General features: G+C 41.7%; 22 protein-coding genes and 1 tRNA gene. 16 read left to right on the forward strand and 7 right to left on the reverse strand.

Annotation, left to right across the window (positions count from 1 at the left end; all coding sequences use genetic code 11):
• From JWQ85_RS12475 to JWQ85_RS12525, 11 genes are all read left to right on the forward strand, one after another.
• On the forward strand, positions 1-712 hold a 712-nt coding region (locus JWQ85_RS12475; RefSeq protein ID WP_299468399.1), incomplete at its 5' end, for an exopolysaccharide biosynthesis polyprenyl glycosylphosphotransferase.
• A gap of 157 nt (positions 713-869) precedes the next feature.
• On the forward strand, positions 870-2,504 hold the full coding sequence (locus JWQ85_RS12480; protein WP_299468401.1) for a hypothetical protein: 1,635 nt from the start codon (positions 870-872) through the stop codon (positions 2,502-2,504).
• 87 nt (positions 2,505-2,591) lie between these two features.
• Positions 2,592-3,008 carry a DUF1801 domain-containing protein gene (locus JWQ85_RS12485; protein WP_299468403.1) on the forward strand — a complete coding sequence of 139 codons (417 nt, stop codon included), beginning with the start codon at positions 2,592-2,594 and terminating at the stop codon, positions 3,006-3,008.
• Positions 3,009-3,160: 152 nt separating this feature from the next.
• The gene (locus tag JWQ85_RS12490) at positions 3,161-3,946 is read left to right on the forward strand and encodes an alpha/beta hydrolase (protein WP_299468405.1); all 786 of its coding nucleotides are present in this window, start codon (positions 3,161-3,163) and stop codon (positions 3,944-3,946) included.
• A 193-nt stretch (positions 3,947-4,139) separates the two neighbouring features.
• Positions 4,140-4,213: transfer RNA gene (locus tag JWQ85_RS12495), tRNA-Pro, on the forward strand.
• Positions 4,214-4,484: 271 nt separating this feature from the next.
• Positions 4,485-5,726, forward strand: coding sequence for a site-specific integrase (locus JWQ85_RS12500; RefSeq protein WP_299468407.1), 1,242 nt, complete (start codon positions 4,485-4,487; stop codon positions 5,724-5,726).
• Between the two features lie 133 nt (positions 5,727-5,859).
• Positions 5,860-6,252: a plasmid mobilization relaxosome protein MobC gene (gene mobC, locus JWQ85_RS12505; RefSeq protein WP_299468409.1), complete on the forward strand. Its 393-nt coding sequence runs from the start codon at positions 5,860-5,862 to the stop codon at positions 6,250-6,252.
• Positions 6,227-7,141, forward strand: a complete 915-nt coding sequence (locus JWQ85_RS12510) for a relaxase/mobilization nuclease domain-containing protein (protein WP_299468411.1) — start codon at positions 6,227-6,229, stop codon at positions 7,139-7,141. The genes mobC and JWQ85_RS12510 overlap by 26 nt, the downstream gene beginning before the upstream one ends.
• Positions 7,138-7,647, forward strand: a complete 510-nt coding sequence (locus JWQ85_RS12515; RefSeq protein WP_299468413.1) for a hypothetical protein — start codon at positions 7,138-7,140, stop codon at positions 7,645-7,647. Before JWQ85_RS12510 ends, JWQ85_RS12515 begins: the two co-directional genes overlap by 4 nt.
• A gap of 78 nt (positions 7,648-7,725) precedes the next feature.
• Complete coding sequence (locus JWQ85_RS12520) at positions 7,726-8,058, forward strand: type II toxin-antitoxin system HigB family toxin (RefSeq protein ID WP_299468415.1); 333 nt, start codon at positions 7,726-7,728, stop codon at positions 8,056-8,058.
• Positions 8,059-8,060: 2 nt separating this feature from the next.
• Positions 8,061-8,507, forward strand: coding sequence for a helix-turn-helix domain-containing protein (locus JWQ85_RS12525; protein WP_299468417.1), 447 nt, complete (start codon positions 8,061-8,063; stop codon positions 8,505-8,507).
• Positions 8,508-8,924: 417 nt separating this feature from the next.
• On the opposite strand, the gene JWQ85_RS12530 is transcribed toward JWQ85_RS12525, so the two are convergent.
• Positions 8,925-10,595 carry a hypothetical protein gene (locus JWQ85_RS12530; RefSeq protein WP_299468419.1) on the reverse strand — a complete coding sequence of 557 codons (1,671 nt, stop codon included), beginning with the start codon at positions 10,593-10,595 and terminating at the stop codon, positions 8,925-8,927.
• A gap of 99 nt (positions 10,596-10,694) precedes the next feature.
• On the opposite strand from JWQ85_RS12530, the gene JWQ85_RS12535 reads away from it, so the two are divergent.
• Both JWQ85_RS12535 and JWQ85_RS12540 read left to right on the forward strand, forming a co-directional pair.
• The gene (locus JWQ85_RS12535; protein ID WP_299468421.1) at positions 10,695-12,785 is read left to right on the forward strand and encodes a caspase family protein; all 2,091 of its coding nucleotides are present in this window, start codon (positions 10,695-10,697) and stop codon (positions 12,783-12,785) included.
• Position 12,786: 1 nt separating this feature from the next.
• Positions 12,787-13,920 (forward strand): hypothetical protein, encoded by a 1,134-nt coding sequence (locus tag JWQ85_RS12540; RefSeq protein ID WP_299468423.1) that lies wholly within the window; start codon positions 12,787-12,789, stop codon positions 13,918-13,920.
• 13 nt (positions 13,921-13,933) lie between these two features.
• Here the strand turns inward: JWQ85_RS12540 and JWQ85_RS12545 are convergent, their stop codons facing one another.
• From JWQ85_RS12545 to JWQ85_RS12555, 3 genes are all read right to left on the reverse strand, one after another.
• On the reverse strand, positions 13,934-14,725 hold the full coding sequence (locus JWQ85_RS12545; protein ID WP_299468425.1) for a hypothetical protein: 792 nt from the start codon (positions 14,723-14,725) through the stop codon (positions 13,934-13,936).
• A 109-nt stretch (positions 14,726-14,834) separates the two neighbouring features.
• On the reverse strand, positions 14,835-17,141 hold the full coding sequence (locus JWQ85_RS12550) for a hypothetical protein (protein WP_299468427.1): 2,307 nt from the start codon (positions 17,139-17,141) through the stop codon (positions 14,835-14,837).
• A gap of 31 nt (positions 17,142-17,172) precedes the next feature.
• Positions 17,173-18,750 carry a hypothetical protein gene (locus JWQ85_RS12555; RefSeq protein WP_299468429.1) on the reverse strand — a complete coding sequence of 526 codons (1,578 nt, stop codon included), beginning with the start codon at positions 18,748-18,750 and terminating at the stop codon, positions 17,173-17,175.
• Positions 18,751-19,384: 634 nt separating this feature from the next.
• Here JWQ85_RS12555 and JWQ85_RS12560 point away from each other — a divergent pair.
• The 3 genes from JWQ85_RS12560 to JWQ85_RS12570 all read left to right on the forward strand — a co-directional run bounded on the left by JWQ85_RS12560 (position 19,385) and on the right by JWQ85_RS12570 (position 23,351).
• Positions 19,385-20,572 (forward strand): hypothetical protein, encoded by a 1,188-nt coding sequence (locus tag JWQ85_RS12560; protein WP_299468431.1) that lies wholly within the window; start codon positions 19,385-19,387, stop codon positions 20,570-20,572.
• 428 nt (positions 20,573-21,000) lie between these two features.
• Complete coding sequence (locus JWQ85_RS12565) at positions 21,001-23,049, forward strand: hypothetical protein (RefSeq protein ID WP_299468433.1); 2,049 nt, start codon at positions 21,001-21,003, stop codon at positions 23,047-23,049.
• A gap of 71 nt (positions 23,050-23,120) precedes the next feature.
• Positions 23,121-23,351: a hypothetical protein gene (locus JWQ85_RS12570; RefSeq protein ID WP_299468435.1), complete on the forward strand. Its 231-nt coding sequence runs from the start codon at positions 23,121-23,123 to the stop codon at positions 23,349-23,351.
• A 167-nt stretch (positions 23,352-23,518) separates the two neighbouring features.
• Here the strand turns inward: JWQ85_RS12570 and JWQ85_RS12575 are convergent, their stop codons facing one another.
• The 3 genes from JWQ85_RS12575 to JWQ85_RS12585 are packed head-to-tail and all read right to left on the reverse strand — an operon-like array spanning position 23,519 to position 26,006.
• Positions 23,519-24,502, reverse strand: coding sequence for a DUF4238 domain-containing protein (locus JWQ85_RS12575; protein ID WP_299468437.1), 984 nt, complete (start codon positions 24,500-24,502; stop codon positions 23,519-23,521).
• Entirely contained in the window at positions 24,499-25,323 is an 825-nt protein-coding gene (locus tag JWQ85_RS12580; RefSeq protein WP_299468439.1) for a hypothetical protein, read from the reverse strand. Before JWQ85_RS12580 ends, JWQ85_RS12575 begins: the two co-directional genes overlap by 4 nt.
• On the reverse strand, positions 25,320-26,006 hold the full coding sequence (locus JWQ85_RS12585; RefSeq protein WP_299468441.1) for a hypothetical protein: 687 nt from the start codon (positions 26,004-26,006) through the stop codon (positions 25,320-25,322). The genes JWQ85_RS12580 and JWQ85_RS12585 overlap by 4 nt, the downstream gene beginning before the upstream one ends.
• Positions 26,007-26,031: the final 25 nt, after the last annotated feature.

The raw sequence follows: 26,031 nt of genomic DNA on the forward strand, positions 1-26,031 counted from the left end.
GCTAAATTGTGTAAGGTTGAAGTTAGTGCCTGATTTTAGCCAATCTTTAACAGCGCCTTTTAAAGTAAATTATATTGGTGGGTTCCCGGTAATTTCTAATCGGGTAGAGCCCCTTGAAAATATTGACCATCGCTTTCAAAAACGATTAGTTGATATCCTGTTTAGCTTAATGGTAATTATATTTTTATTAAGTTGGTTGTTACCAATAATAGCTTTACTTATTAAATTAGATAGCAAAGGGCCGGTGTTTTTTAAACAGAAAAGAAGCGGAAAGGACGACAAAACTTTTATATGTTATAAGTTTAGAACTATGAAGGTGAATTTGCAATCAGACACATTACAAGCTACCAGGTATGATGAACGGATTTCCCGGGTTGGCGGTTTCCTTAGGGAAACAAGCCTTGATGAACTACCTCAATTTTTTAATGCTCTGCTTGGAAATATGAGCATTGTAGGCCCCAGGCCGCACATGCTAAAGCACACGCTTGAGTATAAAATGATTGTAGATAAATACATGGTGCGAAATTATTTGAAACCAGGTATAACAGGTTGGGCACAGGTAAATGGTTATAGAGGTGAAACGGATAAGCTTATCCTAATGGAAAGGCGTGTTGAACATGATATTTGGTATTTGGAAAATTGGTCGTTGATGCTTGATTTTAAAATTATATTTCTAACAGCAATTGACTTAATTAAAATCAGGAAGATATAATTTGATACTGTAACTTATCAGCTAAATAAAAAGCCTGCAATCTTTTGATCTGCAGGCTTTTTTGTTACCACTTTATTCATACCGGATATTGAATTATTACTACAAGTAGTTTGTACAAAAAATGTTATTGTTATTTTAGCCATTATAACAATAACCTATGTTAAGACGCAACTTCATTAAACTATCTGCCGCTGGCTTTGCCTCGGTTATGTACAGCCGGTTAACTTTTGCAGCCCATATTGGCAACTCCCTTATTAATCATCCGGATGAGGCCTGGGCACAGGTGGGGGGTGAATGGGTAAAGCTTGTGGGTAAAGGTGGGGCGGTATTTACTTACCAGGATATAAAAATTGAAATTAAAACAAGGGGCATCGCACAGTCGGTATACGTACAGTCGCCGGTTAACGAATTGCAGGCACTGAGGTTTAAATGGAAATATCAAACTGCCAAATATTCAAAGATTTTGGGCGATCACTGGGAACGTACATATGGTGATCTGGCATGGAAAGCCCCCCAGGCTACTGCTAAAAACCCATGGTATGTTTTACTGCATGATGATAAGCAAACCGCTTGCTTTGGCGTAAAAACGGGTGCCAATACCATTTGTTGGTGGGAGGTTAAGCCGGATAGCATGGAACTGACCATGGATACCCATTCAGGCGGTATGGGCGTAAAACTGGGGCAACGCACCCTGCACGCAGCAGATATTGTAACATCCCTTAGCAAATTAAACGAAACGCCTTACAGTGCATTAACCAACTTTTGCAAAGTAATGTGCGACAAACCACGTTTGCCTAAGCAACCGGTTTATGGCATAAATGACTGGTATGTGGTTTACGGCAAAAACTCTTATCAAACCATAAAAGAACAAACGACGGCTATGGCCGAGTTGGTTACGGATACCAATAATCGCCCGTTTTCGGTAATTGATGATGGCTGGCAGAAGGCCGACGATTTTTCGATAGTAAACGATAAATTTAAGGACATGCATAAAATGGCTGACGAGATAAAAAGCCATGGCATGCGCCCCGGCTTGTGGACACGCCCTTTAATTGCCCGCCTGGATGATAAAGAATCGTTACTTGCCCCAAAAATTCCCGGCCGTAATGATGATAGGGAACTAATACTTGACCCAACCATTCCCGAAAATATAGCCCGGGTTAAACGCAACATATGCCTATATAAACAATGGGGCTATCACATGGTAAAACACGATTACAGCACATGGGATATTTTTGGTAAATGGGGTTTTCAAATGAAAGACAACTTTACGGTTCCCGGCTGGAAGTTTCAGGATCAAACTAAAACCAATGCCGAGATCATAAACACGCTATATGGCGCTATTAGAGAGGCGGCAGAAGATATGTACATAATTGGCTGTAATACCCTGAGCCATTTATCTGCCGGGGTATTTGAACTTAACCGTATTGGTGACGACACCAGCGGGAAGGAATGGGCACGTACTAAAAAGATGGGCGTTAATACTTTAGGATTCCGCATGCCACAAAATAATATCTTTTATGCCGCCGATGGCGATTGCGTTGGCCTTACCAAAGATGTGCCCTGGGATAAAAATAAACAATGGATGCAGCTGCTGGCAGAAAGCGGTTCGCCGTTATTTATATCGGCCGAGTTAGACTTTTTAGGTGCCGAACAAAAGGCGGCTATAAAACAAGCCTTTGCAAATGCCGCCAAGATACAACCCAATGGCGAACCGCTCGATTGGCTTACAAATCAATTCCCTGAAAAGTGGAAACTGAATAATAGGGAGGTTAGCTTTAATTGGGATTGATATAACTCACTGCAACCATTAAAAAAGCTGTCCTATTGGATAGCTTTTTTGCTTAATATCCCTAACTTGTACAAGTAAACTTATGTCATGGCAAAAAACAAAACCGTAGAAACCACTGAAAGTGTGGATGTATTTTTAAATCAGTTTACCGATGAAACCAAACGTAATGATGGCCATCGCCTGGTAGCTATTATGCAGGAAGAAAGCGGTTATGAAGCTAAAATGTGGGGAGATGCAATTGTTGGTTTTGGCACTTATCATTACAAATATGAAAGTGGGCGCGAAGGTGATGCACCTTTAGTTGCCTTTTCACCACGCGCAAAAGCGTTTTCACTATATATCTCACTAAGCCCTGGCGATAAGCAAGTGTTTCTGCAAACCTTTGGTAAATATAAAATTTCAGGTGGCTGTATCCATATTAAAAAGTTAACTGATATTGACGAAGGCGTTTTGCGAAAGATGGTAAACTTATCTGTTAAGCATTTAAAAGAAAAGTACGCTTAGCGCGTTTGCGTTTTGTAAAGGGATTGCTTGCAGTATTTTATTTCTGCTGTTCATCATATTTATGCGGGGGAGTGATTATATTTAGTCTTGATTTACAGTGCAATACGTGAGTCGATTACTATTTACATTACCCCAACTTAAATAATCCCTCCATGAAAACTATTCAAACAAAAAACATTGTATTTGTAACCGGCGCATTTGTGACCAATGCCTGCTGGGATGAATGGCGTACCTATTTTGAAAACAAGGGTTATACCACCGTAGCGCCTGCATGGCCCTTTAAGAATGGTACAGCAGAACAACTGCGTAACAGGCAACCCAATGATACCGATCTGGCTGCCTTAACTTTAGAAGAGGTAATAGATCATTATGCAAGCATCGTAAGTTCATTTCCCGAAAAACCTATTGTCATAGGCCACTCGTTAGGCGGGCTAATTACTCAGATCATAGTAAACCGCGATTTGGCTGCTGCGGGGGTAGCTATACACTCAGTACCTACACTTGGCGTATTCCCATATGAATTCTCTTTTCTAAAGGCTGGATGGAAGTCATTAGGGCTTTTTACCTCTCTCAAAAAAACATACCTAATGTCGTTTAAAGACTGGCAGTACGCTTTTGTTAACACCATGCCGCTTAACGAACAGAAAGAAGCATATGAAAAGTTTACTATTCCCGAATCAAAAACTGTTGCAAGGGGAGGTTTAACAAGTGCTGCAAAAGTAGATTATAAAAAACCACATGCACCTTTACTGCTTACATCAGGCAGTACGGATAACATTATCCCCGCACATTTAAACAATCGTAACTATAAAAGATATGTACAAAATGGTTCGGTTTTAAATTATAAGGAATTTGAAAATCGTAACCACTTTGTATTAGGGCAGCCCGGCTGGGAGAAAGATGCCGATTACGTGTTAGATTGGCTAAATCGTAATTAACAGTCATTGGAATAACAATAATTTAAAAAAGGATCTATACTGCATATGTAGTATCTAAAGCCCGGTTTTGTAGCACGAAAAAAAATATTTTGAAGCTAAGTTTGTGCAAATGAATTTGTTAGGGTTGTGCTTGTAAATTCTTTTAAAAAAAGTTTGCACAGCTATACAAAAAAGCTACCTTTGCAATCCCAATCGGGATGTAGCGTAGCCCGGTATCGCGCCACATTTGGGATGTGGAGGCCGCAGGTTCGAATCCTGCCATCCCGACAACAAGCGATACCAAATAGTATCAAAACCCTCTAAATTGTATGATTTAGAGGGTTTTTTTATGGATTTTGCAAAATTATAGTTCAAAGTAATCCATATTAATACAAACTTCTACATGCCCTATATCGCACCCTCTTTTTAATTTGTAAAATTGTTCAATGCGTTTTTACTCGCAACCCGTGGTTGCTTGTAACTGATTTCGTGTTTTAATCCGTTTCTCGCAAAATGTATTTGCGTCGACGGGGATAATATCAAATAAGTAAAACCGCGTATGAAAACAACAAATTCATTCAGTATCCTTTTTTTTCTAAAAAAGGATAAAGCAAATAAAGGGATCGCCCCCTTGTATGTGCGAATCACCATTAACAAGAAGTTCGTCGACATTTCTTTGAAACGCCGCCTCAAGTTAATATCCTGGGATCACAAGTTTCAAAAAGTAATTGGAGCCGATAAGGAATTAAAAGAGATACAGGAAAAGATCCGGCAGACACGCACAGAAATTAACTCCGCTTACGACAATCTTCGATACAATAAAGAAGTTCTAACTGCGGATAGCATCAAGACTTTTCTGGAAAGTGGTGGTGAGGAAGAGCAAACGACTTTGCTTTTCCTAATGAACTACCATAACACTGAGGTTAAAAAGCTTTTGGAACCAGGTACAATGAAAAACTACTATAGTACCGAGCGGTATGTTAAGGAGTTTTTGCTAAAAAGAAAAAAACGCACTGACATTTACCTTTCTCAACTCGATTACAAGTTTATCATAGATTTTGAGATCTATTTACGCCAACGTGAACCCGATAAAGGCCAGCGGCCTTGTACCAATAACACCGTAATGAAACACATCGAGCGGCTACGCAAAATGATCAACATTGCACTTAAAAACGATTGGATTGTTAAAGACCCCTTCCTTCGTTTCGAGCGGCACATGATCCACAAGGATAGGCAGTGTTTGGAATTGGAGGAGTTGGAAACTATTAAAGCTTTGAATTTCGATATTCATGGACAAGAGATAGTTAGAGACACTTTTGTTTTTAGCTGTTATACCGGCTTGGCTTTTGCCGATGTATGCAACTTGAGTAGTGAACACTTAGTAACCGATATAGAAGGCGAAAAGTGGATCGAAATGGTGAGGCAGAAAACAGCCAATTTTTCCGGCAAGAAATTTTATGTTTTATTGTTGCCCGAAGCTATCGAACTAATCAAAAAATATAGAGGTCATCCAATGGCATCTTATACCGGTACCGTCTTTCCTATCTATTCAAACCAGGCTACCAATCGCTACCTTAAAGTTATCAGCAAAATGGCGAACCTGAATTTCGCTTTAACCTATCATATCGCAAGGCACACGTTTGCGACTACCGTGACTTTGGAAAATGGCGTACCCATGGAAAGTGTATCAAAAATGCTTGGTCATTCGAGCATACGGACAACGCAGATTTACTCCAAGGTCAAGAAAAAGAAGGTTAGTACTGATATGAAAATCTTAAGAGAACGCCTGAAACAGGCATAACCGATAGTAAAGAGCAAGTTTGTGTTTTTGCTATACAAAAACTCGTTTCGCCTTAGCGGCTAAACGGCAAACTTGCCTTCCGCGCCCGTTGGTTGCAGAAGGAAAAATCGAAAAGAATTTAAAAGAGGTAGTGATGGAAGACCAGAAAATTAACACAGAAAAAGCAATCCGCAGTAAAGGCGGAAGACCACAAAAGAAGATAAAGCGATGCCATATTTACATGATAAGGTTAACGGATTTGGAGCAATTTACTATTGCCACGAAAGCCAAGAACGCCGGAACCTCAATCAGCGATTTTTTTAGAAAGTCGGCACAGAAGGCGAAAATCGTATCCCGGTTGACCACTGAGGAAGCGGCCGATATGCGCGTGTTGGCGGGCATGGCAAATAACCTTAATCAGCTCACACACCTGGCTCACTTAAACGGGTTGCTTAGCGTCCAAAGAAATTGCAGGTTACTAATGGCTGAAATAAATGAGTTGCTTAAAAAAATAATTGGCGATGATAGGGAAAGTGATTACAGGTAGAAGTTTTGCCGGTTGCATAGCCTACAATTTGCAGCGCGAGGAAGCGAGCATATTAGATGCAAGCGGAGTGCGTACAACAAGCGTTAAGGATATTACCAGCGACTTTAATTTTCAGCGAAAGCTAAATCCGAACTTGGGACAAGCTGTTGGCCATATCGTTTTAAGTTGGAGTGCCGAAGATAAAGCGAAGCTTAATGATGCGATCATGGTTGAGCGGGCAAAGGAGTATATGCACAAAATGAAAATTAGAGATACGCAATATCTGATTGTGCAGCATACAGACAGGCAGCATCCGCATTTACACTTGGTTTACAATCGCGTGGGTAATGATGGTCAGACCATCACTGACCGTTACCAGAAAGTAGTTAATGCGAAGGTTTGCAAGGAGATTACCCTTAAATATGGTTATCATTTAGCGGAAGGTAAAGCCCAGGTAAACAGGCAACGCCTGAAAGGTTCGGATCAAATCAAATATGAAATGTACGATGCCATCAAAGCGGTAGGTAAAGTTGCCCAAAACTGGCAGCAATTAGAAGCAGCACTTCTTAAGCAAGGAATACAAACTCATTATAAGTATTTAAGCGGAACTGACATTGTACAAGGAATCAGCTTTAGCAAGGGCATTACTAAATTCAAAGGTTCTGAAATAGACAGAAGCCTGAGTTATGGCAAGTTAAATCAGCTTATCGAGTTTAATAAACAACATGGGCAGCGGCAACAGATTGCGTCAGTAAAGGACATAACACTTGCTAACCGCAACTCATTTAGTGATACTCACGGAGCATCTTTATTAGCCAAACTGTTGGAACCCGACCACGAACAGGACGCCCAAACACCATTTGAGTTATTAAGAACAAAACGTAAACTTAAGAAAGGAAGAAGGATATGAATGATACACTTGAAAAGCTTGAAGCAATAGAGGAAGTATTGCAACAAGTGATCGTGACCATCAACGGTCTTGAAAAGAAAGAAGTTAAAATTCCTGAAATAAGGATACCTGACTATAAAAAGGAGTTGTGTGATATAAGCGCTCAACTTCATGAACTTAAAAAGAACAGAGACAATTTACTGATTGATAAGCTATCACAACGAATCCAGCAATTGAATTTAACAAAGCAGACTGTAAAGCAATATCGTTTCCTATTATTCCCGGAAACCAACCAGGGCCAATACTATAAAATTGTCTTCGGTCGCCTTATTCCTTGGGGAATACTGTTAATGGGATTAGTCTTCTTATTTGCTCTGGCACAGAGAGGATTGGATCTTTGGAGGATAAAGGAATACAATCAACAGGCTGACCAATATGTCAAAGCTTGGAATTATATGAATAACCATGCAGATAGTAAGTTAGTAAGAAAGCGAATGGATGAAGCTTGGGAAAAAGCCAACCAATAATCCATACCATAAAACAAATAATAAATATTTCATTTTAAAAGTTCACATTTTGTGAACTTTTATTTAAATTTGCATAAGATGAAAATTCATCTGATTAAAAAACAAACGCTGGAAGAGTTTGCGAAGCTTCAACCACGTAGTAAATCTTCTTTGGAAGACTGGACTGAAAAGTTAAGGCTTGCTGACTGGCAACAGCCCGGCGATATGAAATTCACTTATAACACTGCTGATCTGTTAGGGAAAAGCAGTAATAGGGTGGTATTTGATATTGGCGGCAACAATTACCGGATGATCTGCAAATACGTATTTGGAACAAAGCAGGTACATCTTTTTGTTTGCTGGATGGGAACTCATGCGGAATACGATAAAGTTTGCAAACAGGGTGAACAGTATACAATTAATCTCTATTAAAGATGGAAACAACAGTTTTAAAATATACCGTCATAAAAAATAAAAGCCAATATGAAGAGTATTGTAACCAATTAGAAGGCTTGCTCTCTGGTGGTATTAACAGCGCAATACAGGATGAAGTTGATCTTTTAACGTTATTGATTGAAAAATTCGATGAAGAAAACAACACGTTTAAAGAAAGCGATCCTATTGCTTTGCTGCGTTCCTTTATGCAGGATCATCATTTGAAACCGCAGCATTTAGTTGATATACTGGGCATTAGTAAAGGTTATGTGTCTGATATATTAAACTATAAAAAGGGACTGTCTAAAGAAGTTATTAGAAAACTGGCTGATTATTTCAAAGTAAGACAGGAAGCTTTTAACAGGCACTATAAGTTGACACCTACTGCTGATACTTATCCAGGCTTGATAAATACTTCTAAGCAAATTCACGCAGCTAAACTTTAATTTAAAGTATTACAGCAAACCTAAAGAGCTGCTATAATCGCTGCGGCAGGTTCCTACATTGCACCACGCGCTATCGCGCCGGGTTCCATTTCGTCACCAGCCTCGCTGAACAGCGTAGGAATGCTTTCGTTCCTCAGCATACCTGCGAAGACTGTGTTAATAAATTTTATCATATTCTCACCGCAAGACGCAAAGATAGCCTGCACAACGAAACCAGTAAAGGGTATATAAATGAGTGCCGTGGTATTTGTTTATTAAGGTAGGCACTCACCCTTGACAGCTTCCGTTATTTTCGCTTTTGGTTGCTTAAGCGTTGAAAATGGGATGGTATGTTCGGTTATGGGGCTTACCGGGACTGAAAGCCTCGGATTAGCGTTTTTTGCATTTTTTTTGGGGGGATAAACGAGCCAAAATTTCTCAGCCAACATCTCTATCAAACACCGTATAGCTAGGCTTTTTAAAATAGGGATACCGGATAGCGATGGTTTCCGGTTTTCCCTCAACCAGCGGCACGGTATACACTTTATCTTCAAAAGTGCCCTTTAATAGCCGCTCAAAGTCCCTGAGCGTGTAGAGCCGGTAGGTATTGTTGTACATCATAAAAGTCGGCGTATTGACAATAAATATGGCTTCCACCGCGCTGATCTCCAGGCGGAAGAGCGGATCATTCAGCTTCACCTGGAAATGTTCCTCGATCGCGGGAAGGTGGGCATGTAAATACATCAATTTTTTAGCGGCGGTTTTATTGTAGGCCTTCTTGTTCGTTTCGAAAGCCGCATAATCATTCCGGTAGCTACTCATATCGTATCGGGACAGCAAATGTTTGCTGTCTGCCAGATACAAAACCGTTCCCACGATGAACAGGAAGTCAATTTCGCCGCATTCTTCATGGTCAATGCCGAGGTTTTGCTTGTTCCATTTACTCAGGAAGGTGAGGTTCCGGTCATAAAGGATATGCTCCTGTACCAACATTCTTTCCGCCTCATCTTCCAGTATTTTATCGTTGTAATGCGCTTTTCGGTTGACATAATCCTTAAAACAAGGGGATTCCCATTCCTCCGGGTACTTTTTCCAGGCGATAGCATTGCCATACAGGGAAACCAGGCTTTCCTGGATAATACTCAGGCCCACGATCGTCCGGTCAACGCCATCGACATTCCAGATCAGGAAAGGCCTGTAGAGATATTTATTCAGCTTATGCGGCTTTTGGACGGCCTCCCTCAGGGTCATCTTGTTAGTTTTGGATAGGGTTAGTCCCTGGTAAAAACGCGCGGCATCAGCGTAGTCCACGTCGAATAACGCCGCGAAATTGGAGGGATAGGCATACCATTCTTCCATCGCCATCTTCCCGCCATGTTTTTCATTGTTCTCTTGCATGGCCAGTATCGTTCCGATCCCCTGGTCGAAGTCGACCTTTAAGCAGGTGTTGATCGCCTCCTTAAAATCGCTCAACTCGTTCTTTCCGATAACGGCATGGGACAGATGATCACCGGATTCTTTATTGATCTCGAACATGACCCTGCCATAATGGTGTTTATTGTGAAAGTAATAGTCGCCATTCTCCTTAAAATGCAGATCAACGCTGTCCTCTATCAAATGCTGCAAAGAAAGCGATTCGATCACTTCATAGATCTTATCGCCGGCAAAAAGCAGTTCATCGATGATGCCTTCTTTGCGTTTTAGATAGGCAGGCGTAGGATACTGCTTATTGCGGATCAGCTTAAGATCGCAGGCCTGTTCCAGACAAAGCTTGAGCGACCTGCGGTAAACGGCGAAATCGGCGTCGGACATCAGGTGCGGAACGGGGGATTTGTTCGGTGTGATACTGTGCAGCTTGGAGGAAAACTCATGCAGCCCGAATAAGGATTGGTAGAAAGCGACTTCCTGCTGACTGCTGATCAGCTCCATAAACAGGTCGCAGTACCATTCAAAGGCAAACCAAAGCGCCTCGGTCACGGTGGCCGTGGTCTGTTCGCCGGTGCCGAACCTGGACCGGAGCAGTTTTGAAAGCACCGGCTTGTATTTCCTTTCCGATGGCTTGAGATACCGCGCCACGATCAGATCGTTATCGATGTAATGTACCGGCATGTTGAATTTTTGTATAAAGTTAGCGATTTGCTGCGGCCTGTTCACTTGTCCAATCCAAAGAGATTGCTTAATATTATAGACGCTATTTCTGCACCTGAAATGAATAAAACACGGCAAAACTATCTGATCGTCATTGCCATCGATGAATACCAGTCGGTGAACTGGCCGGACCTGAAAAACGCTGTGCAGGATGCCAAGGATGTGACGGAACTCCTGATCTCCCGTTACGATTTCCAGCTGCTGGACAAGCCGCTGTTTAACCAGGAAGCCACGCGGGAAAATATCATCCAGCACCTGACCTTTGCGACCGGACAGCTTTTGCCTGAGGACAACCTGGTGATCTATTTTGCGGGCCACGGCTTTATGAGCCCGATGACCGGCAAAGGCTATTGGGTGCCGCATGAAGCGGATGCCAAACCTGCCGACCTGATCTCCAACTCGGATATCAAGGATTTTATAGAGGTTTATCCTTCCAAACATATTTTACTGATCGCGGATTCTTGTTTTTCGGGAACCTTTATAACCCGCACCAGGGGCCGTAACGCCGGGCAAATTTACGAGTCGCTGGACGAGCGTTCCTCCAGGTGGGTGCTGACCTCTGGGAATGAAGAATCCGTTTCTGACGGCAAGGAAGGCATGGGCAGTCCCTTCGCCCGCAACCTGAAACGCTTCCTGGCGGAAAATACCAATAAGTATGCTTCGGTAGCCGAGCTTGTTAAATATGTATGCTCCATGACCTCAGCCGCATCCGGACAAAGCCCGCAGGGCGCGCCGATCACCGGCGTCGGGCATGATGACGGGCAGCTCGTGTTTGTACTGAAGGCGGAATCTGTCCAGACAACGATTGACCACTCCGACGGCAACCCGGCTACTACCGTGCTCCGGGATGAACTGCGGGCGGTTTACCGTGTGAAAAGCAATTATTCGGGCGGCAAAGAGATCGCCCTGCTCGATATGACCGGCGATCCGAAAGTCCTGGTCATAGCCGAGAACTTCCGGTTTGACGATGAAGGGCATAAAAAACTGCTGTTCAAGGATGGCGCGGTAGAAATGGGCGGCGCGGACGACAAAAACGACTTTCCGGTTTTTGCCCGTGCGGCAACCATGGAGGGCATGCACCGTTACCTGGAAGAACACCAGGCGAAATATGAAGGGATCAAGATCATACTTTGGCCGGCCAATGAAAGTATTGCTGAGGTGGAATCTACCCCGGCGGCCATTGCGCAACGGGAGCTGATCCAGGACATGATCGATGAGAACCAGGATTTTATGCGCTGCCTGCATTGCGGTAAAGTGATCAGCTCCAACGATGGCTATACCATCGAAATTGACGAGGTTGGTTTGCGTCCTGCTGCGGGCAATGTGCACCGGGAGTGCCTGAGGCCGGTTGACCGGATGATCGGCCGCGCGGTAAGGCCGGAGGTCGAACCCTCCCAACTGATCAATTTCGACTTTTTAAAATGGGTCGAATTGCTGAAAACAGGACAAGGCTTCATCACCGGCGCCTTAAAATCCGCCGCCAATCATTCCGGCGCGGTTATCAGCTGGAACAAAAGCCACCAGTATAATACCGGTGAATATTGCATCAACATGCTGCTGGAGGACGGCAGCTCAGCTTACCTGAAGATCGGCAAGGACATTCACCGCTTCTCTGCCGCCGAGATCGACGGGGAAGTCGCACAAATGAATAAGGAGCCCGGTATCATGGGCATGCTTTCCGTCACCGGGACCTTCGGTAACGTGGATTACCTGGACAGTATAAAGATCACCGGGGAAACCGTCATTCCCATTGTTGAATATGTGAAAGTGCGCTTCAGTAATCAACTGCTGACGAAAGAAAACAACCTGGATAATGACTACGCGCCCTTAGGATTGTTGCAGGATAAGGACGGCAAGATCATCCTGTTTGGCAACATTGTTCCGCTGGTGACCGATCCGTTTAAGTTTGACCAGCTGCACGAAAACTGGGCCGCCTGCGGCTTTGTCGACGGGCCCTCCACGCTGCAGATCATCGAGACTGATAAGGAAGTTGATTTTTACCTGATGGGTTTTTATGGCGATGACCTGATACCTGTGCTGAACCCGGAATTTGCGCCGGATAAAACGCTGGTTTCCGGTATGTCGATCCTGGATATGAAGGACATCATTGCCCATAAACACCTGTTTCAAACCCCTGGAAAGGAGAATTAATATGCTATTTGATGACCGTATACGAACCGATTCCTCTTCCGCTGCGGGCGATGAATCAACGTTTCATTTTTTGAACCGTTCGGCTTGGCGGCGCTGCGGCCAGGTGCGGAAACTGCTCAATGAATGGAGCCTGGCCATGGCGGGCGACGCGGAATTTATCAGCCAGCTTAGCTCTGATGACAATAAAAAACATGCGGCGGCGGTCTTTGAGCTGATCGTTTATACTTTACTGGGCAAAACCGGCTTTGAACTCGTTAAGCACCCGCCGGGCATGCTTCGTACTACCCCAGACTTCCGGGCAAGCCATTCTTGCGGTTTTACCGGCTATGTTGAATGTACGCTTTCCGGTAATTCCTTTGAAAAGATAGAAGAGGAAAAACGTAAAAAGGCAGTTGAAAATATCATCCGGGAAATCGAATATTTTCCTTACTTCATCAATCTCTCGTTCAATGTGGTCTCCGCACGTAGCATCTCCAAAAAGGGCCTAGTCAATTTTATCCGTAGCCTGGAAGCAAAAAGTGACGGCCTCAGCAATGCAGAGCTTTTTGAAATGAAGCATCCCTTTGAAAATAACGACTGGGAGCTGGAAATTAGCTTGATGCGCAAATCTGATTCTGGGATCAAAGGGAGCCTGGGAATGATCATGGGCTCAGCCAGGGCTATCGACCATATCAGACCCGCCATGAACGCGCTGAATGATAAAAAGCCCGCGCGCTATGGGATCAGCGATGCGCCGTACATCATCGCGCTGGATAACAAGGACATGTTCCTTAAGGAAGAAGAATTCAACGAGGTACTCTGGGGTTATAATGCCCCCGAAAGGATCCGCCTGGATTACGGCGGACTGAAGGGTTTCTTTTTTGCAGACGGCAGGCCGGTTAACACTTCAGTATCCGCCATATTATTCTGTAAGGGGATGAATATATTAACCATGGACCAAGCACGCATTAGTCTTTGGCATAATCCGTTCGCAAAGTTTCCTGTCCCTTCCGGCATTTTTTCCTGCGATGAATATTATTATGATGGTGATGGTTATATCTTAACCAAGCGGGCAATTGTCAAGGAATTCGATTTCCTGCCTGTTTTAGGGGTCGACAAAAGCGAATACCTTAAGGATCCGAAAGAACCGGATTAGGTTGCAATTATAATTATTGAATTTCTATTTCATGTTTAAATTTGTCACAGTAACATAAATAGGCAATGTACGCCAGTTGGGAATAGAAGTCTAATAACTTTTTAAATGCCTTCGGGGATAGAAAAATCCTGTTTTGATTTGGGTCAAAATTATAGTACAATAACTGTCTTGGGAGTTGCCCTAAATCTTGTATTTTGCTATAGGCCTGATTTCCCTCTCGAATCCTTAAGTTATATTGATCAAATTCTTTTTCAATTTCTCGCTTAGTGGGACTAGCGTGTGTTATACAATTACGAAAAATCCGCAAGTTATGAATAGTTAAAATCGTATTTGTTTTATCAATCTTCTTTTGATCAAATTGCGTTAATTCATTCTTAAAATAATCGTAAAACTCATTTATGATCTGAAAACTTGTACTTTTCTTTTCTAATGAGCATAATTTCTTTAGCAGAGTGACAAGATTTTCAAACAACGATATGCTTAGAAGACAATAAACCTGCGAGAGGACATCCGGAATAATTTCTGCTTTGTTTTGCTCAGTGATATCTAATGAGCACTGCGAATTCTTCTTTATATTCCACCGGATAGTATCTTGCGATGTTCCAAGAAGTGTATTAAAAAAGGCTACCTGATCTTGATCCGTTTGAACTGCAACATTAAAGGGATCTGTGAATATAAAATTCGAAATACTTCTCAAAATATTCTCTCCCCAATTCTCATCTATCATTTTGGTAGATTGTTGAATTAGAAGTGCTTTAAAGAAATATTCCTTTAATAGATCTGTTGGGTTGACAGTTAGGTTCATTTAACAAAAATAACCATTAGTTTCACCGTTTATTAGATCTTATTACTCAATTTAGATATTAGGCCTATACCTTTATAGCCCATTGTCGCCGCCAAGATATCTTATCATGTTAACGTCCATTTTCAGGCCTAACCATCTGAAGATACCGGTTGTCAAATAACTCGGCTGATAATCTGCATCCCAACAAACTATAGGGATAATGGGATTGATCGATGTTCCTGCCTATCACCATTATACCTTTGGCTTCATCGTTCTGCTCATGAAAAATGATATCTTCCATGACCTCACGCCGTTCATAGGCTACCTTGTCGCTATAGAGATAACCCGCAATCAGAAACCGCCGGTTTTCTTCCGATGAACCCATCAGGCTCCAGTTATGCGGATAATCGGCCGTTCCATTTTCCATTTTCTTTTTAATGAGGTCTATTTGCTCTTCAAAAACTTCCTGACCTTCAATAGGAATATTCAGCAAGATGTACGAGTTCTCTAGCCAAGATTGAACCCGCCTTTTTTCTAAATGATTAAGCAGATCTTTCCACCATTTAGTTTTAATTAATTCAGGCTTTTCTACATCCTCTCTATTAGAGGAGCCAATGATATAGTTATCCAGCTCTTTGGATTTCAAGGAAACATTAAAAAAACTATATTTCTTTTCATCGGGTCCTAAATTAAAGCCGTTGTCAAAATACCAGGCCAACAGATCGAGCTCATCTCCTGCCCACTGAATATTAGCCTCCAGCTCCCGCCTTCTTTGCAAGTAATGTACCTTTTCAGCGGTGAGCGGCAATAGGTCAAATACAATTTGCAGATCGGTAAGATTGATTGATGGGGCCAGCTCTTCAATTGTCTTTTTGGTTACTCCGCCCCGGATAAGTTGTTTGAGATTGGCGCCCATCATACCGAGATGGGAAAGGGTAACTCCCAAAGGAATAAAATATTTAAGCTTACCGGCATCGAATTTATTTTTAGGACCTTTTTTGGTGTCCAATTCTAAGCTTTCCGGATGATCTCTTAGGTAACTAATGAACCGTAAAGCCTGCTCAGATGGATCTTCGATCAACTCCTGTAATGTTTTTAATAGACGGTCAGGTGCAGCCCGTTTGGCAGGGGGACTGACTTGCCCGGATTTGGACTCTACAACAAGAGCAAACGAATCCATAATAACTAAGAGGTCATTCTCATATTCCTTTCCATCAACCGCTTCAAATTTGCTACCGGTGAATAGTTGTGCGCCGGGGAACGATTTTCCAAACAATTGGTGCACCTCATCCTCCAAATATTTAGCCCTTACCTCGTTGTACTTATGCCGGAGATCCTCGTCAGTGGCACAGAATTTCTCCAAAAGTCCGATGCTTAGGTGGGGCAGCACCGTCCATAACGAGCTAAATATCCCTTCATTCGCTACATTGATAAATGGGCGGTCATGTACTGGGTTAGTCAGCAGGAAATATTCTGGGTTATGGTCTTTGAGGTCATCAAAACTTAGGCTTAATTCCTTAAATATGAATTTAATCTGATCATAACTTAATTTACCGCCGGACATTTCTTCAAGCGTCAAAAAATGAAACGAAAATAACTCAGGCAAAAAACGGTCGGAATGCAGTAAGAGAAAACCTTGCAGGTTCCTCAATTGCATATTATTATGCGTCCATAAAAACTCCTTTTGAGCACCATCACTTTTCATTCCCGGAAATAGGGATTCAAATGTGTCGATCACATCCTTATAATTATCTGGTCGCATGATCTCCGCGGTTTTCTGGCGGTGTATGTTAACTTTTTTCTCAACCTCATCAGTCATGGCGTATAGTAAGTCCAGTAAGGCCTCCGGGTCGAAACCATGTTTAGCGATAAAGGGGATTTTTACACCCCTGGCAAGATCCAATGTAACCTTCTTCATTTTATGCTCATAAGACCAGTTTCGTACCGCGATAGTATGGGACATCATATCTATCCGCAATTGGTGGTAATAAAGATCATCTTCGGTCTTTATTGAAGATGGGAAATGGTAATGGCGTAGTTTGATCAACTCACCGATTTCTTTGAAATCTTTTTTAAACGTTTCGACCTCATTAGACAACGGACGGTCGGCCAGCGTTCTTGGAATTGTCAAGGCAAAGGCCTGTAATAATTCCAGGTAATACGGAGGAAATTCCAACCCGCCGGTTACGGCCTCTTCGTCATATCCTGCCGGCGACATCATAAAATAATAAAAGCAGAAGGAAAGCAGGTTTAACTGATCATATTTCTTAAACCAACCACCGAGGCTTTTATACCTTTCGGGAAAATCTTTAACCGCATCTGCACCAATCTTCCTTAAGAGTTCAAGCCTTTCTTCAAATGTTTTCCCACGACTTTTTCCTAACTCTACTTCGTAGTAATTTAATTTGATGGGATCAGGTGCATGGCTTTTTTTCATAATACCTTAATTCAGAGTTTCGTTACTATCACTACGCGTATTGGATAATCTGTTTGATAAATATCGTCGTCAAGTTAAAAACGAGATCGACTTCTGAATGCTGAATGTTGTCATTATGTTTAACGCTATCATTATGGTATTTTGAATATTGATCAATCAGTGTCCAAAACATATTAGCGATCTGTAGTGATACATTGTTATTTTTGAAAAATTCCGTTATTGCGGGTCGTTGGTTTTCTAATGATTTGCTGTTGCCCAAAATTTGCTTTAGTAACAACTCTAAACTCAATCGTAGGTCATCTAAGGCATTTCTTTGATAAATGCCTTTTTGTATTTTTTCCATCCCCGAATTATAGGATTTCTCAGCATCTGGAAAAGCTTTTAGAAACTGCTTTGGTGAACCACTGAATTTTGATGAGCCAATCCAAAACGTGCTTTTCGTGCGATAATCTACCGCATTCATAATATCGGTAAAATTGATAGTTGGGTACACGCCAACCACGTGCTCTGAAATTTCCAGTACTATCGTATTTCTGCCCTTAATTATGCCAGCAATGCCTTCGTAAAGGAGTGTCGATTTTTGAGAATCTATGATCCTGACTACGTTTCCCACGGATTCTAAACCTGAATTAACGCGGATGTCATCCCCCAAGTCATCTTCAACTTCTTTGAAATAATCTTCAAAACCATTAATCTTGAAGCTTAATAGAGTCGTTTTCAGGTAAGCGATCCTACTATCATCATTGTTTAGTTCATATAGCTTATCTTTAATTTCCTGAATACAGCCATTGATTAACTTCCAGGTTACGACGCTATAACTTTCATAAGCCTCATGAGATTGTTGTATGACCTGATGGAATGTTTTACTAAAACTGGTATCAATTCGTTTTACATTTTCCAGATAACGTAGAAATTTAACCCCCTCATTAGCTTCAACAATTTCTAAGCATTCCTCAAAGGGCCACTCTGCTTGAGAATAGTCTATGGTAAAGCCATCTATTAATTTAAAATATAATGCAGTGGTCTTGGAATTCCAGTGTCCTTCAAAATGTTTATTTAGAAGCTCGATCTCTTTAACTGCCGACAACTCAGGGTATGTGGCATGTAGTTTTTTATGATTGAATACTTTTAGCCTCGCTTTGAAATCCATTTGATAGTATTTTTTCATGGACGAATGTTCTACTAAAAAATAGTTTTCTAAGAAGCGGTCGTATTGAAATAGATTAAAAACCTTATTCTCGTGTTCATGTTGGGGCTTTATGGACAAACTTATATTTAGTTCCGGAAATATCCTGCTGCCATTGACATCGAAGTGTTTGTCGTAGTAAACCAGCTTCTCTTTATAATCAGTTAGCGATGATAGTTTATCAAGTATAGGCTGTAATTCTACCATCAAATATTTATTAAAGATCTCGAATTTAGCGTCAAAATCAGGTAACTCCTTCTGACAGGTTCGGCATTTGCAAAACAGTTTTACATCTTTCGGGCCTTTGGAATAAATCCTTTCCCCGTTTTCCAATATGCTGTAGTAAGTCGTGTAAATTTTGAGTTGTTCTTCAAAATCATGCTCATTGAGTATTAAATTTTCTATTTCCTCTGCATTCATCATTATTCTATTCCTATTTTTCTCATTACAGAAAACTTCAAGCCAATAATAAACATACTCGTATAATAGACTACGAATTTATTTTGGACAGTTCCCTGATAGGCAGGACACATTTGAAGGTCTAATTGTACAAGTTATAAAGTAATTATGCAATAATATACTTGTATTTACAATTTTTATGTGAGAAATAAGGCGACTACTTCATGCTGTCAGTGTCAAACAATACCAATTAGATAAAATGTCCTAACCTCTAGATTAACATCTTAGTTACATCAGTAAATGCTAACCTTCCACATCAATTAAAGGGCTGGTACGACGAGGCGGTACAGGATCTGTATGATGAGGGCTTTTTAGCCGTAAAAAATGCCTTGCATACAGGCGGAGCATCGATCGGCAGCTTAGGTGGTCATGTGATCACTCCGGTGGGAGTTAACCGCTTATAAATGCCATTATCTTTATCTGAAACCAGCAAGTTTCCGTCAGAAAATATTATTTTTATAATTATGGCGCTACCCTGCGGAATTTGCTTGCTGCTATATCTTCCGTTTGAAGCTCCCCAGCAATCACTTAACGTAATAAATTAGGACGTTTTCACAAAAATTTATCTTAGGTGTATAGACCAATAACAAATATGATCATGGAAATCACCACAGATGAGCAAACGCTTCAATATTTATGGGAAGCACTACAGACCGAACCGCGCCGCCCGCGATATCACTGGGCGGAACAAAAATTTTGCGAAAGCCTTAAACGTGGGTGGCTGTTTTATTCAGACATAGAAGACATGCTGATCGCCATGGATAGCCGCGTGGATAGCGGCGGCTTTCGCATTATGCCCCTTGTTGAACACATGGGGATTAGCTTTGAAGAAGTTTATTTTCGTCCGAGGGCGATATCCAGCGGTGCCATGCGCTTTGATGCGCTGCGCCCCGAATATTATGTTTACCTGCTGATCCAGTTAGAACGGGTTGGACTTGCTGTAGATACCGCCCGCTACGTTGATATTATGTTGCCATCCATATTACCACGTAATCGCAAACTCTTTTCAGTCGCTGAACTGGAAATATTTTGGTACAAACGCACCCGTCATAAGCAAGAGGATGTTGTTTTATATACCGACAAGTCACTGCGCTATGAGGAATATGGCGATCCATTGAAATTAAATTCCGGATTTACCTTAACCCTTGGCCTGGATGCGGAGGATAAACCTTTCCTTTTGATGATTCGCGCCCCAAAATATAAACCTCAGCGCGCGCCGGTAGAAGTGTCATGCCCAGGTTGCGGCCATAATTATCACAAGGGTGACCCGGAATCCAGTATGCTCCACCGCAAAGAGCATAAAAAGCGTATGACGTGGCTACAGCCACAGGCGCTTCCTGCGATGCTCTTAGAACGTGCCGAAAAGGGTCCATTTGCTGAGTTGGTAACTTGCGATTCACCTGCATGGAAGCATAGCGAAATGTACAACCGTGCGCTTGCCTTTAAACGTGAATTTCATTATGACTTTACTCAGTGGAAAAGCCCTAATAGCGGCCGCGAGGATCCCGACGTTCAAGGATATTTATTTACTGGTGAGTTTGGCGAGATCATAGGCGCTTGCGCTTTTCGGAACCGCTCAGACGATCCCGAAATACAAAAATGGGGTTTGCAATGGATTTGGTTGTGTCCCCGTGAGCGACGTAAAGGCCATCTTGAGCAGCGCTGGCGGATGTTCCGTCAGAGATTCGGTAACTTTTTGGTAGAGCCACCTGTGTCTGAAGCGATGCAGGGATTTCTCAAAAAACAGGGGGATAGCGAATTGTTATTACTTGACCGCAAACCGTAGATAAAAGAGTTAGGGTAATTTGCATATTTTAATGAACCTGAGCCATAAATTAGCTTGTAACTTCCAAACGCACGTGGCGGCGTTACCATTTTTTAATTCAGTTTAAACTGTTTATCATTGTATGTAAGCACAACAAATCGCACACGCCATCATACCATCCGGTAGTTTTGGTCATCGTAAACCACAATCGAATTCCGAACCCTTTAAAGCAAGTTATTATGACGACGTTTTATTATGTGGTGTCTGCAGTTTTTATACTGCTGCAGATATTCGATAATCTGAAGGCAAAACTCAAAAAGTAATTTTGGTGGCATACAAGCAATTGTTGCCGGGTATGCAAATTTTTAAGGCCGGCTTGTCCGGCCTTTTTATGATCAGGTGCTAACTTCGCTGTTGGAATTCATCCTTGTTCTGCGTAATATTATCCTATGCATTCAAAACCGATCCATTCCGAATTAAAGCCAATTTTTAAAAAAATCTACGAAAGCGGCAAGCAACGCGCAATTACGGCTTTTAAGGTGCTCGAAGATCAGGCGGCGGGCTTAGATGATTTTGACCGTTTACTTATCCTGGATCGGGCAGATCAAGGTGTAGAAAAGCAATTAGAAGATTTTGAACATCCTTATTATGCTGATAACAGTGGAGAGGAAACTTTGTTAAGCTATTTTGCCAGCAGGACCTATTTGTTGAGTGTTGACGAATCAGCGGTTTTGGAAGAAGGCGTTTTCCTGGGACAATTTCAAAAATTACTTTCTGAGGCCATGCGGCCACTGGAGGATACCATTCCAAAATATACCTTTGAGGATTTCTTAAACGGTGTCAGTTGCCGTTATTTTGAAAATTTTAAAAAAGAAGTTACGACCGATGAGGCCAATTATTATGCGATTCGGGATTGGCAATTCGTTCAACTGCAAAAGGTTGTGACTTATGAATACTTGTTCTTAGCAAGTAAATTGCAAAGCATTGTGGCGGAATTTACAGAACCTTTATTATTTCTTATGGATATGGAGATAAAGGTTCGTTTTATGCTGGATAGGGTGGAACTGGAAGAAAAACTCGTTTCCGCCGCGTTTAACGAACTATCCTTTCTGAATAATGTGGTCCCGCAACCAATAGACACCAATGAACTAACGCAAAAGTTGACCCGATTCCGGAATTTTGACCTGGATTTAATGTCGATAATGCCATCTACAATGGATGGGCCACTTTTACTCGTAGCTGAAAATTATCCGGGATGCACCGGCAATATTCTGACATTAATTTATGCCCTGGATCAACTGGCCGACTGGCTGGATGAAATTAAAGTAGGACGATTGATATGGACCGATCAGGTAAAAGAACTTGACTGGGCGCAAATCGCTGCCAATACCCGAAATGCCGCAGCCATTGAAGTAGATGCCCTTACTTTAGAAATTGAAGAAACAGCCTATAATGAAGACGTTCCTCAGGAGGAAATTAAACAATTTTTGATCGGTCAATTCGAACATTACCGGGAACGCTTCAACCGCTTTAAAAATAAGTTCCTGTTCGCTGCGCTAAAAGACGATAAGGATACAGAACATACCGACCGCATGGTCATTACTAACTCTTTTTTTGGACATGCAGCGGAAGGGAATTTTAAAGAATTAAAAGAAGCGATAATTATTAAGGATATGATATGGGTCATCGTACAGATTTATATGGATGTGATGGGAACACACCGTCTCGAATTTGCTAACAATGATAACAGCTTTTTTGCAGTTCAGTCACTGCTTAGCACCATGGTTCCTGATAAGGAATTATATAATGCCATGTCAGACACCCTCACAAATACCCTTGTTCAGCACGAAAGTTACTTTCTTCCATTTGATCTTTTTATACAAAATCACAAAGAGAACTTTCATCATATTTTTCATCGCGGGATCGACAGGTTGCAGGGTGTATTGGATGATGCTGTACCAAATAACAAGATTCTCTATATACAGAGCCGTCTCAAAGATTTAAAACAAAGAGAGTTAAAACTTAGCCGGTTTACGGATAACGACCGTGAATTTGGAAGTTATGATGACCGCTACAGCACGCACTTTAAAGAATTTTTGGATTTGGAAGCTGAATTTATGCGAAACGTACGCGACGTGGAATTTCAGGCACCGATAAAACCTGCGAACAAACCGACAAAAAAACTGGCGGTACAGGATCGCAATCATTTATTTAATGAGGATCAGGATATTTTTATCGCCGAAATGATGGAGAGTTTGGGCCTGACGCGTTCTGGCAGGGCTTCGCTAAGCGAACGAAAAAAGGGGGCAGTACGCGGGATTGTGGAAGCCTTGAGCAAACATGGCATTTTACCGTTGAAAAGCCTGGATGAACTTTGCCACGCGATTGCAGTTAAAATTGGCCTGGAGTTAAAGTCAAAGTTGGATTTTTCTCAGACCAGCCAGCGATATGAAAAATTAGCGGATACCTATATTCAGCAACACTATAAGGCTCGATAAGGTCTTATCCCGCCAGCAGGATAAGTCGGCATCATGATTCCCATACTTGCATAACACAAGTAAAATAGATCATGAAAAACGATAAAAAACAAAAACCTCATCAAGTTTTCTGCACGTTATCAATCCAATGCAAAAATTTTCACCTCCATATTTCCCTGAAACTGATTGGGCGGCTGCTCATCATTATTCTACTGCATTTGTCCATCACCATCGCCAAAAAGATTTCCGGCGTACCGATAGATCCAAGTTTGATCCTGAACAGCTTCAGTAAGAAAGTTACTAATCCCATAGACCCCAAATAAAGTAAATGCCCCGCTTATTGTAAATATAAGCAATGCGGTTCCGCTTTGACAAGTGGAGAGCGGAGCATTTGGAAATAATGGCAAACACTTAGTTCCGGGCTCACCGATGAAATCCACGTTATCTTTGAAGCTGATATGGCGTAATCCAGTTGTAAGAATAGATCTGGTTAGCTCTCTTTTCGTTTGATAAGTGGGATAATATCCTCTAACAAAGACCTGTCCGGACTGTAAAGCAGATTGGTGAAATGAAATAGTGACATTTTATTAATATCATGGACGACTGATTCGTCCATTGTTTCGGTCAAATAATGCTTCACTGTTTGATCTGTTAAAAATTGCATATCCGGAAAGGGGTCCGCGATCACTAGACACAATGAGTCATTGAGCGGGAAATGAAAGATAAATTTCTTTTTAAAATAGGTATTATGAAGCTTAGAATGTTCATCCATTGAAAAACCGGGATTGTCCGTGCCCAGAAATAGGTTGGCTGATCTATAAATCCTCCAGGGAACCCATAATAGTTTATTTACCAAACCTTCTACAACCAAACCATAGGCATCATCTTTACGGTATATCGATGAAAGGTGCGTATGCTTTTTAAATTCCGGATCATTCAAATACCGTTGTCTAACATCTTCATTTAATTGTAATAGCAATTGGGGGTCAACATCGCCGAAAGCCGCGAGATATGCCGGATCATTAAGAATGGCCGTTTTGATCTGATCAAAAGTACCGTCTACCAATTCGATTTGCCGCCCGCCAATAAAATGGTCGCGGTAAAACTTGTTGCGGAACTTCAGATCGATCAGTGTACGGATCAGTATTTCGGCATCGTGTCGCTTCAAAGGTTTGCCTCCTGCCACTTTTGCCACCAAACTTTTATAAATGTTTTCGTAAGTGTAAAAACCCTTTTCGACCGCGTATTTATCCTCAACACCATTAACGTTATACCTAGCCATTTCTTCCGTTAGCGTATAAAAGTGCTCTTCATGGCAGATCGATCCCGGAGAGAAAGATTTGATAACCGGTTTGCTGCCCCTTTTGATAAACCAGGTGAGGTCCAGAGCATAAAGCTTACCGGTTTTATTGGTAAAACCATCCAGGTAACATGCCGGTAAAAAATGCTGGTCTTTTATCTCTTCGGAACTCATGCTTTCAATATTAACTTTTCAAAAATAAAACCCGGATTCAAAGTAACGTGTGTTTGAAAAAATAATATCCCATCAACCGCTACTGGTAGATTTGCCGCCATTTGCTGGTATAATTTCTCCCGATTAGCCCCAAATAGCCGGTCAGCGATACTGAACGCGTCTACCTTGGTCGTATCAACTGCCAGGAGTACTTTTCCATTTAAGCCAGCCACGCGACCGGCACCGAATTTATCCTTTACCTTTAGGTCCACTTTGTGCTGAAACGGTTCATGGTGTTCGGTCGGTGCAAGAAAGCCGTTTTCGGCAGCGATGGTAGGGCCATAAACCTCTATATGGACGATTATACCGTTATTGTCCTCGATGGTCAGATCGACATCTCGGTTACCGCCATCCAGTACCAACCTAAATTTATGTTCAAACTTTACTTTGAAACCCTGGTTCAGCAATAAGGCCGCAAGTGAGAGTTCACTCATAGTGGACAGAAAATTATCCTTATCTAAATTTTTGATCTTGCCTTTAAAAGGCCGGTCTTTTAATAGTTGCGGAAAGAATCTTAACCATTGCTCCAGGTTATTGAGTATAGTATTTGAAGTGCCGGGCATTAGATTCTGCCTTCTTTCAACGGCAGCTGATGCCAGTACATTCAACAAATTGAAAGTGGGCGCAGAGGTCAAATAGCCCTCAAAACCCGATGAGGCAACCAACAATTGTTGCCATTTATTTATGTCCCGGTTACCTACCATAACAGAAATATTAGGATAAGAAACCAATACGGATGTTATGGCTGTCATGCAGTCCTGTATATCACCAAAAGTTTTCATGCAAAATTGGGAAAGCTGTTAATTTTTGCTGCTTTAAAAGTTTCTAAGTCAATCAGCCTATCGGCCGGTAGTAATTCGATGTAAAATTTCTTAAGATCAATCTCTAACTCTGGATACATATGATCAGGGCCACCAATAAACATAAACCGCAACCCGTCAAAGCTGTATGAATAATCGGCATCCGGGTATATTTGCCCCATCTTAATAGTACGTTCATTTTGATCTTCCAACGTGCGAACAAGATGACTAAAGATGGCGAAACTCAACGCAAGTTCCTGTTTATTACTGATGCTAAAGTTATGATCATCGAGCCAATTAAAATATTTAACTCTATGCTCCATGAATAATAAGCGTAATCGTGGGTTATGTTTTTCCGCTTCCAGTAAGCGGATGTCCATTTTTCCTTTCCATTCATTAAAACGTTCCTGCTTTAAGCGCTCCCGGTTCGCGAAAACGGTTTCCTGTAAGCTTTGCAGGCCGACATAGGCGGCAGTGGCGGCGATGGTGACTACAAACAAGTCTTTGAACTCTCCATAAGCCTTTAAATAATTGAGCAATCCATCAGCGGTTAATAAGAGCGTCGTTTCCTTCCAAAGTTTGCAATTGACCAACAGGATCACCAAAGCAGTGGCCACTAATGAAGTTATAACAAAGGCGAAAATAACCGTATTTAATATTTTCATTTTTTTCATATGTTCAAATAAGATC

This window comes from Mucilaginibacter sp., assembly GCF_028288105.1.
In the GTDB taxonomy this organism is placed as follows: Bacteria; Bacteroidota; Bacteroidia; order Sphingobacteriales; family Sphingobacteriaceae; genus Mucilaginibacter.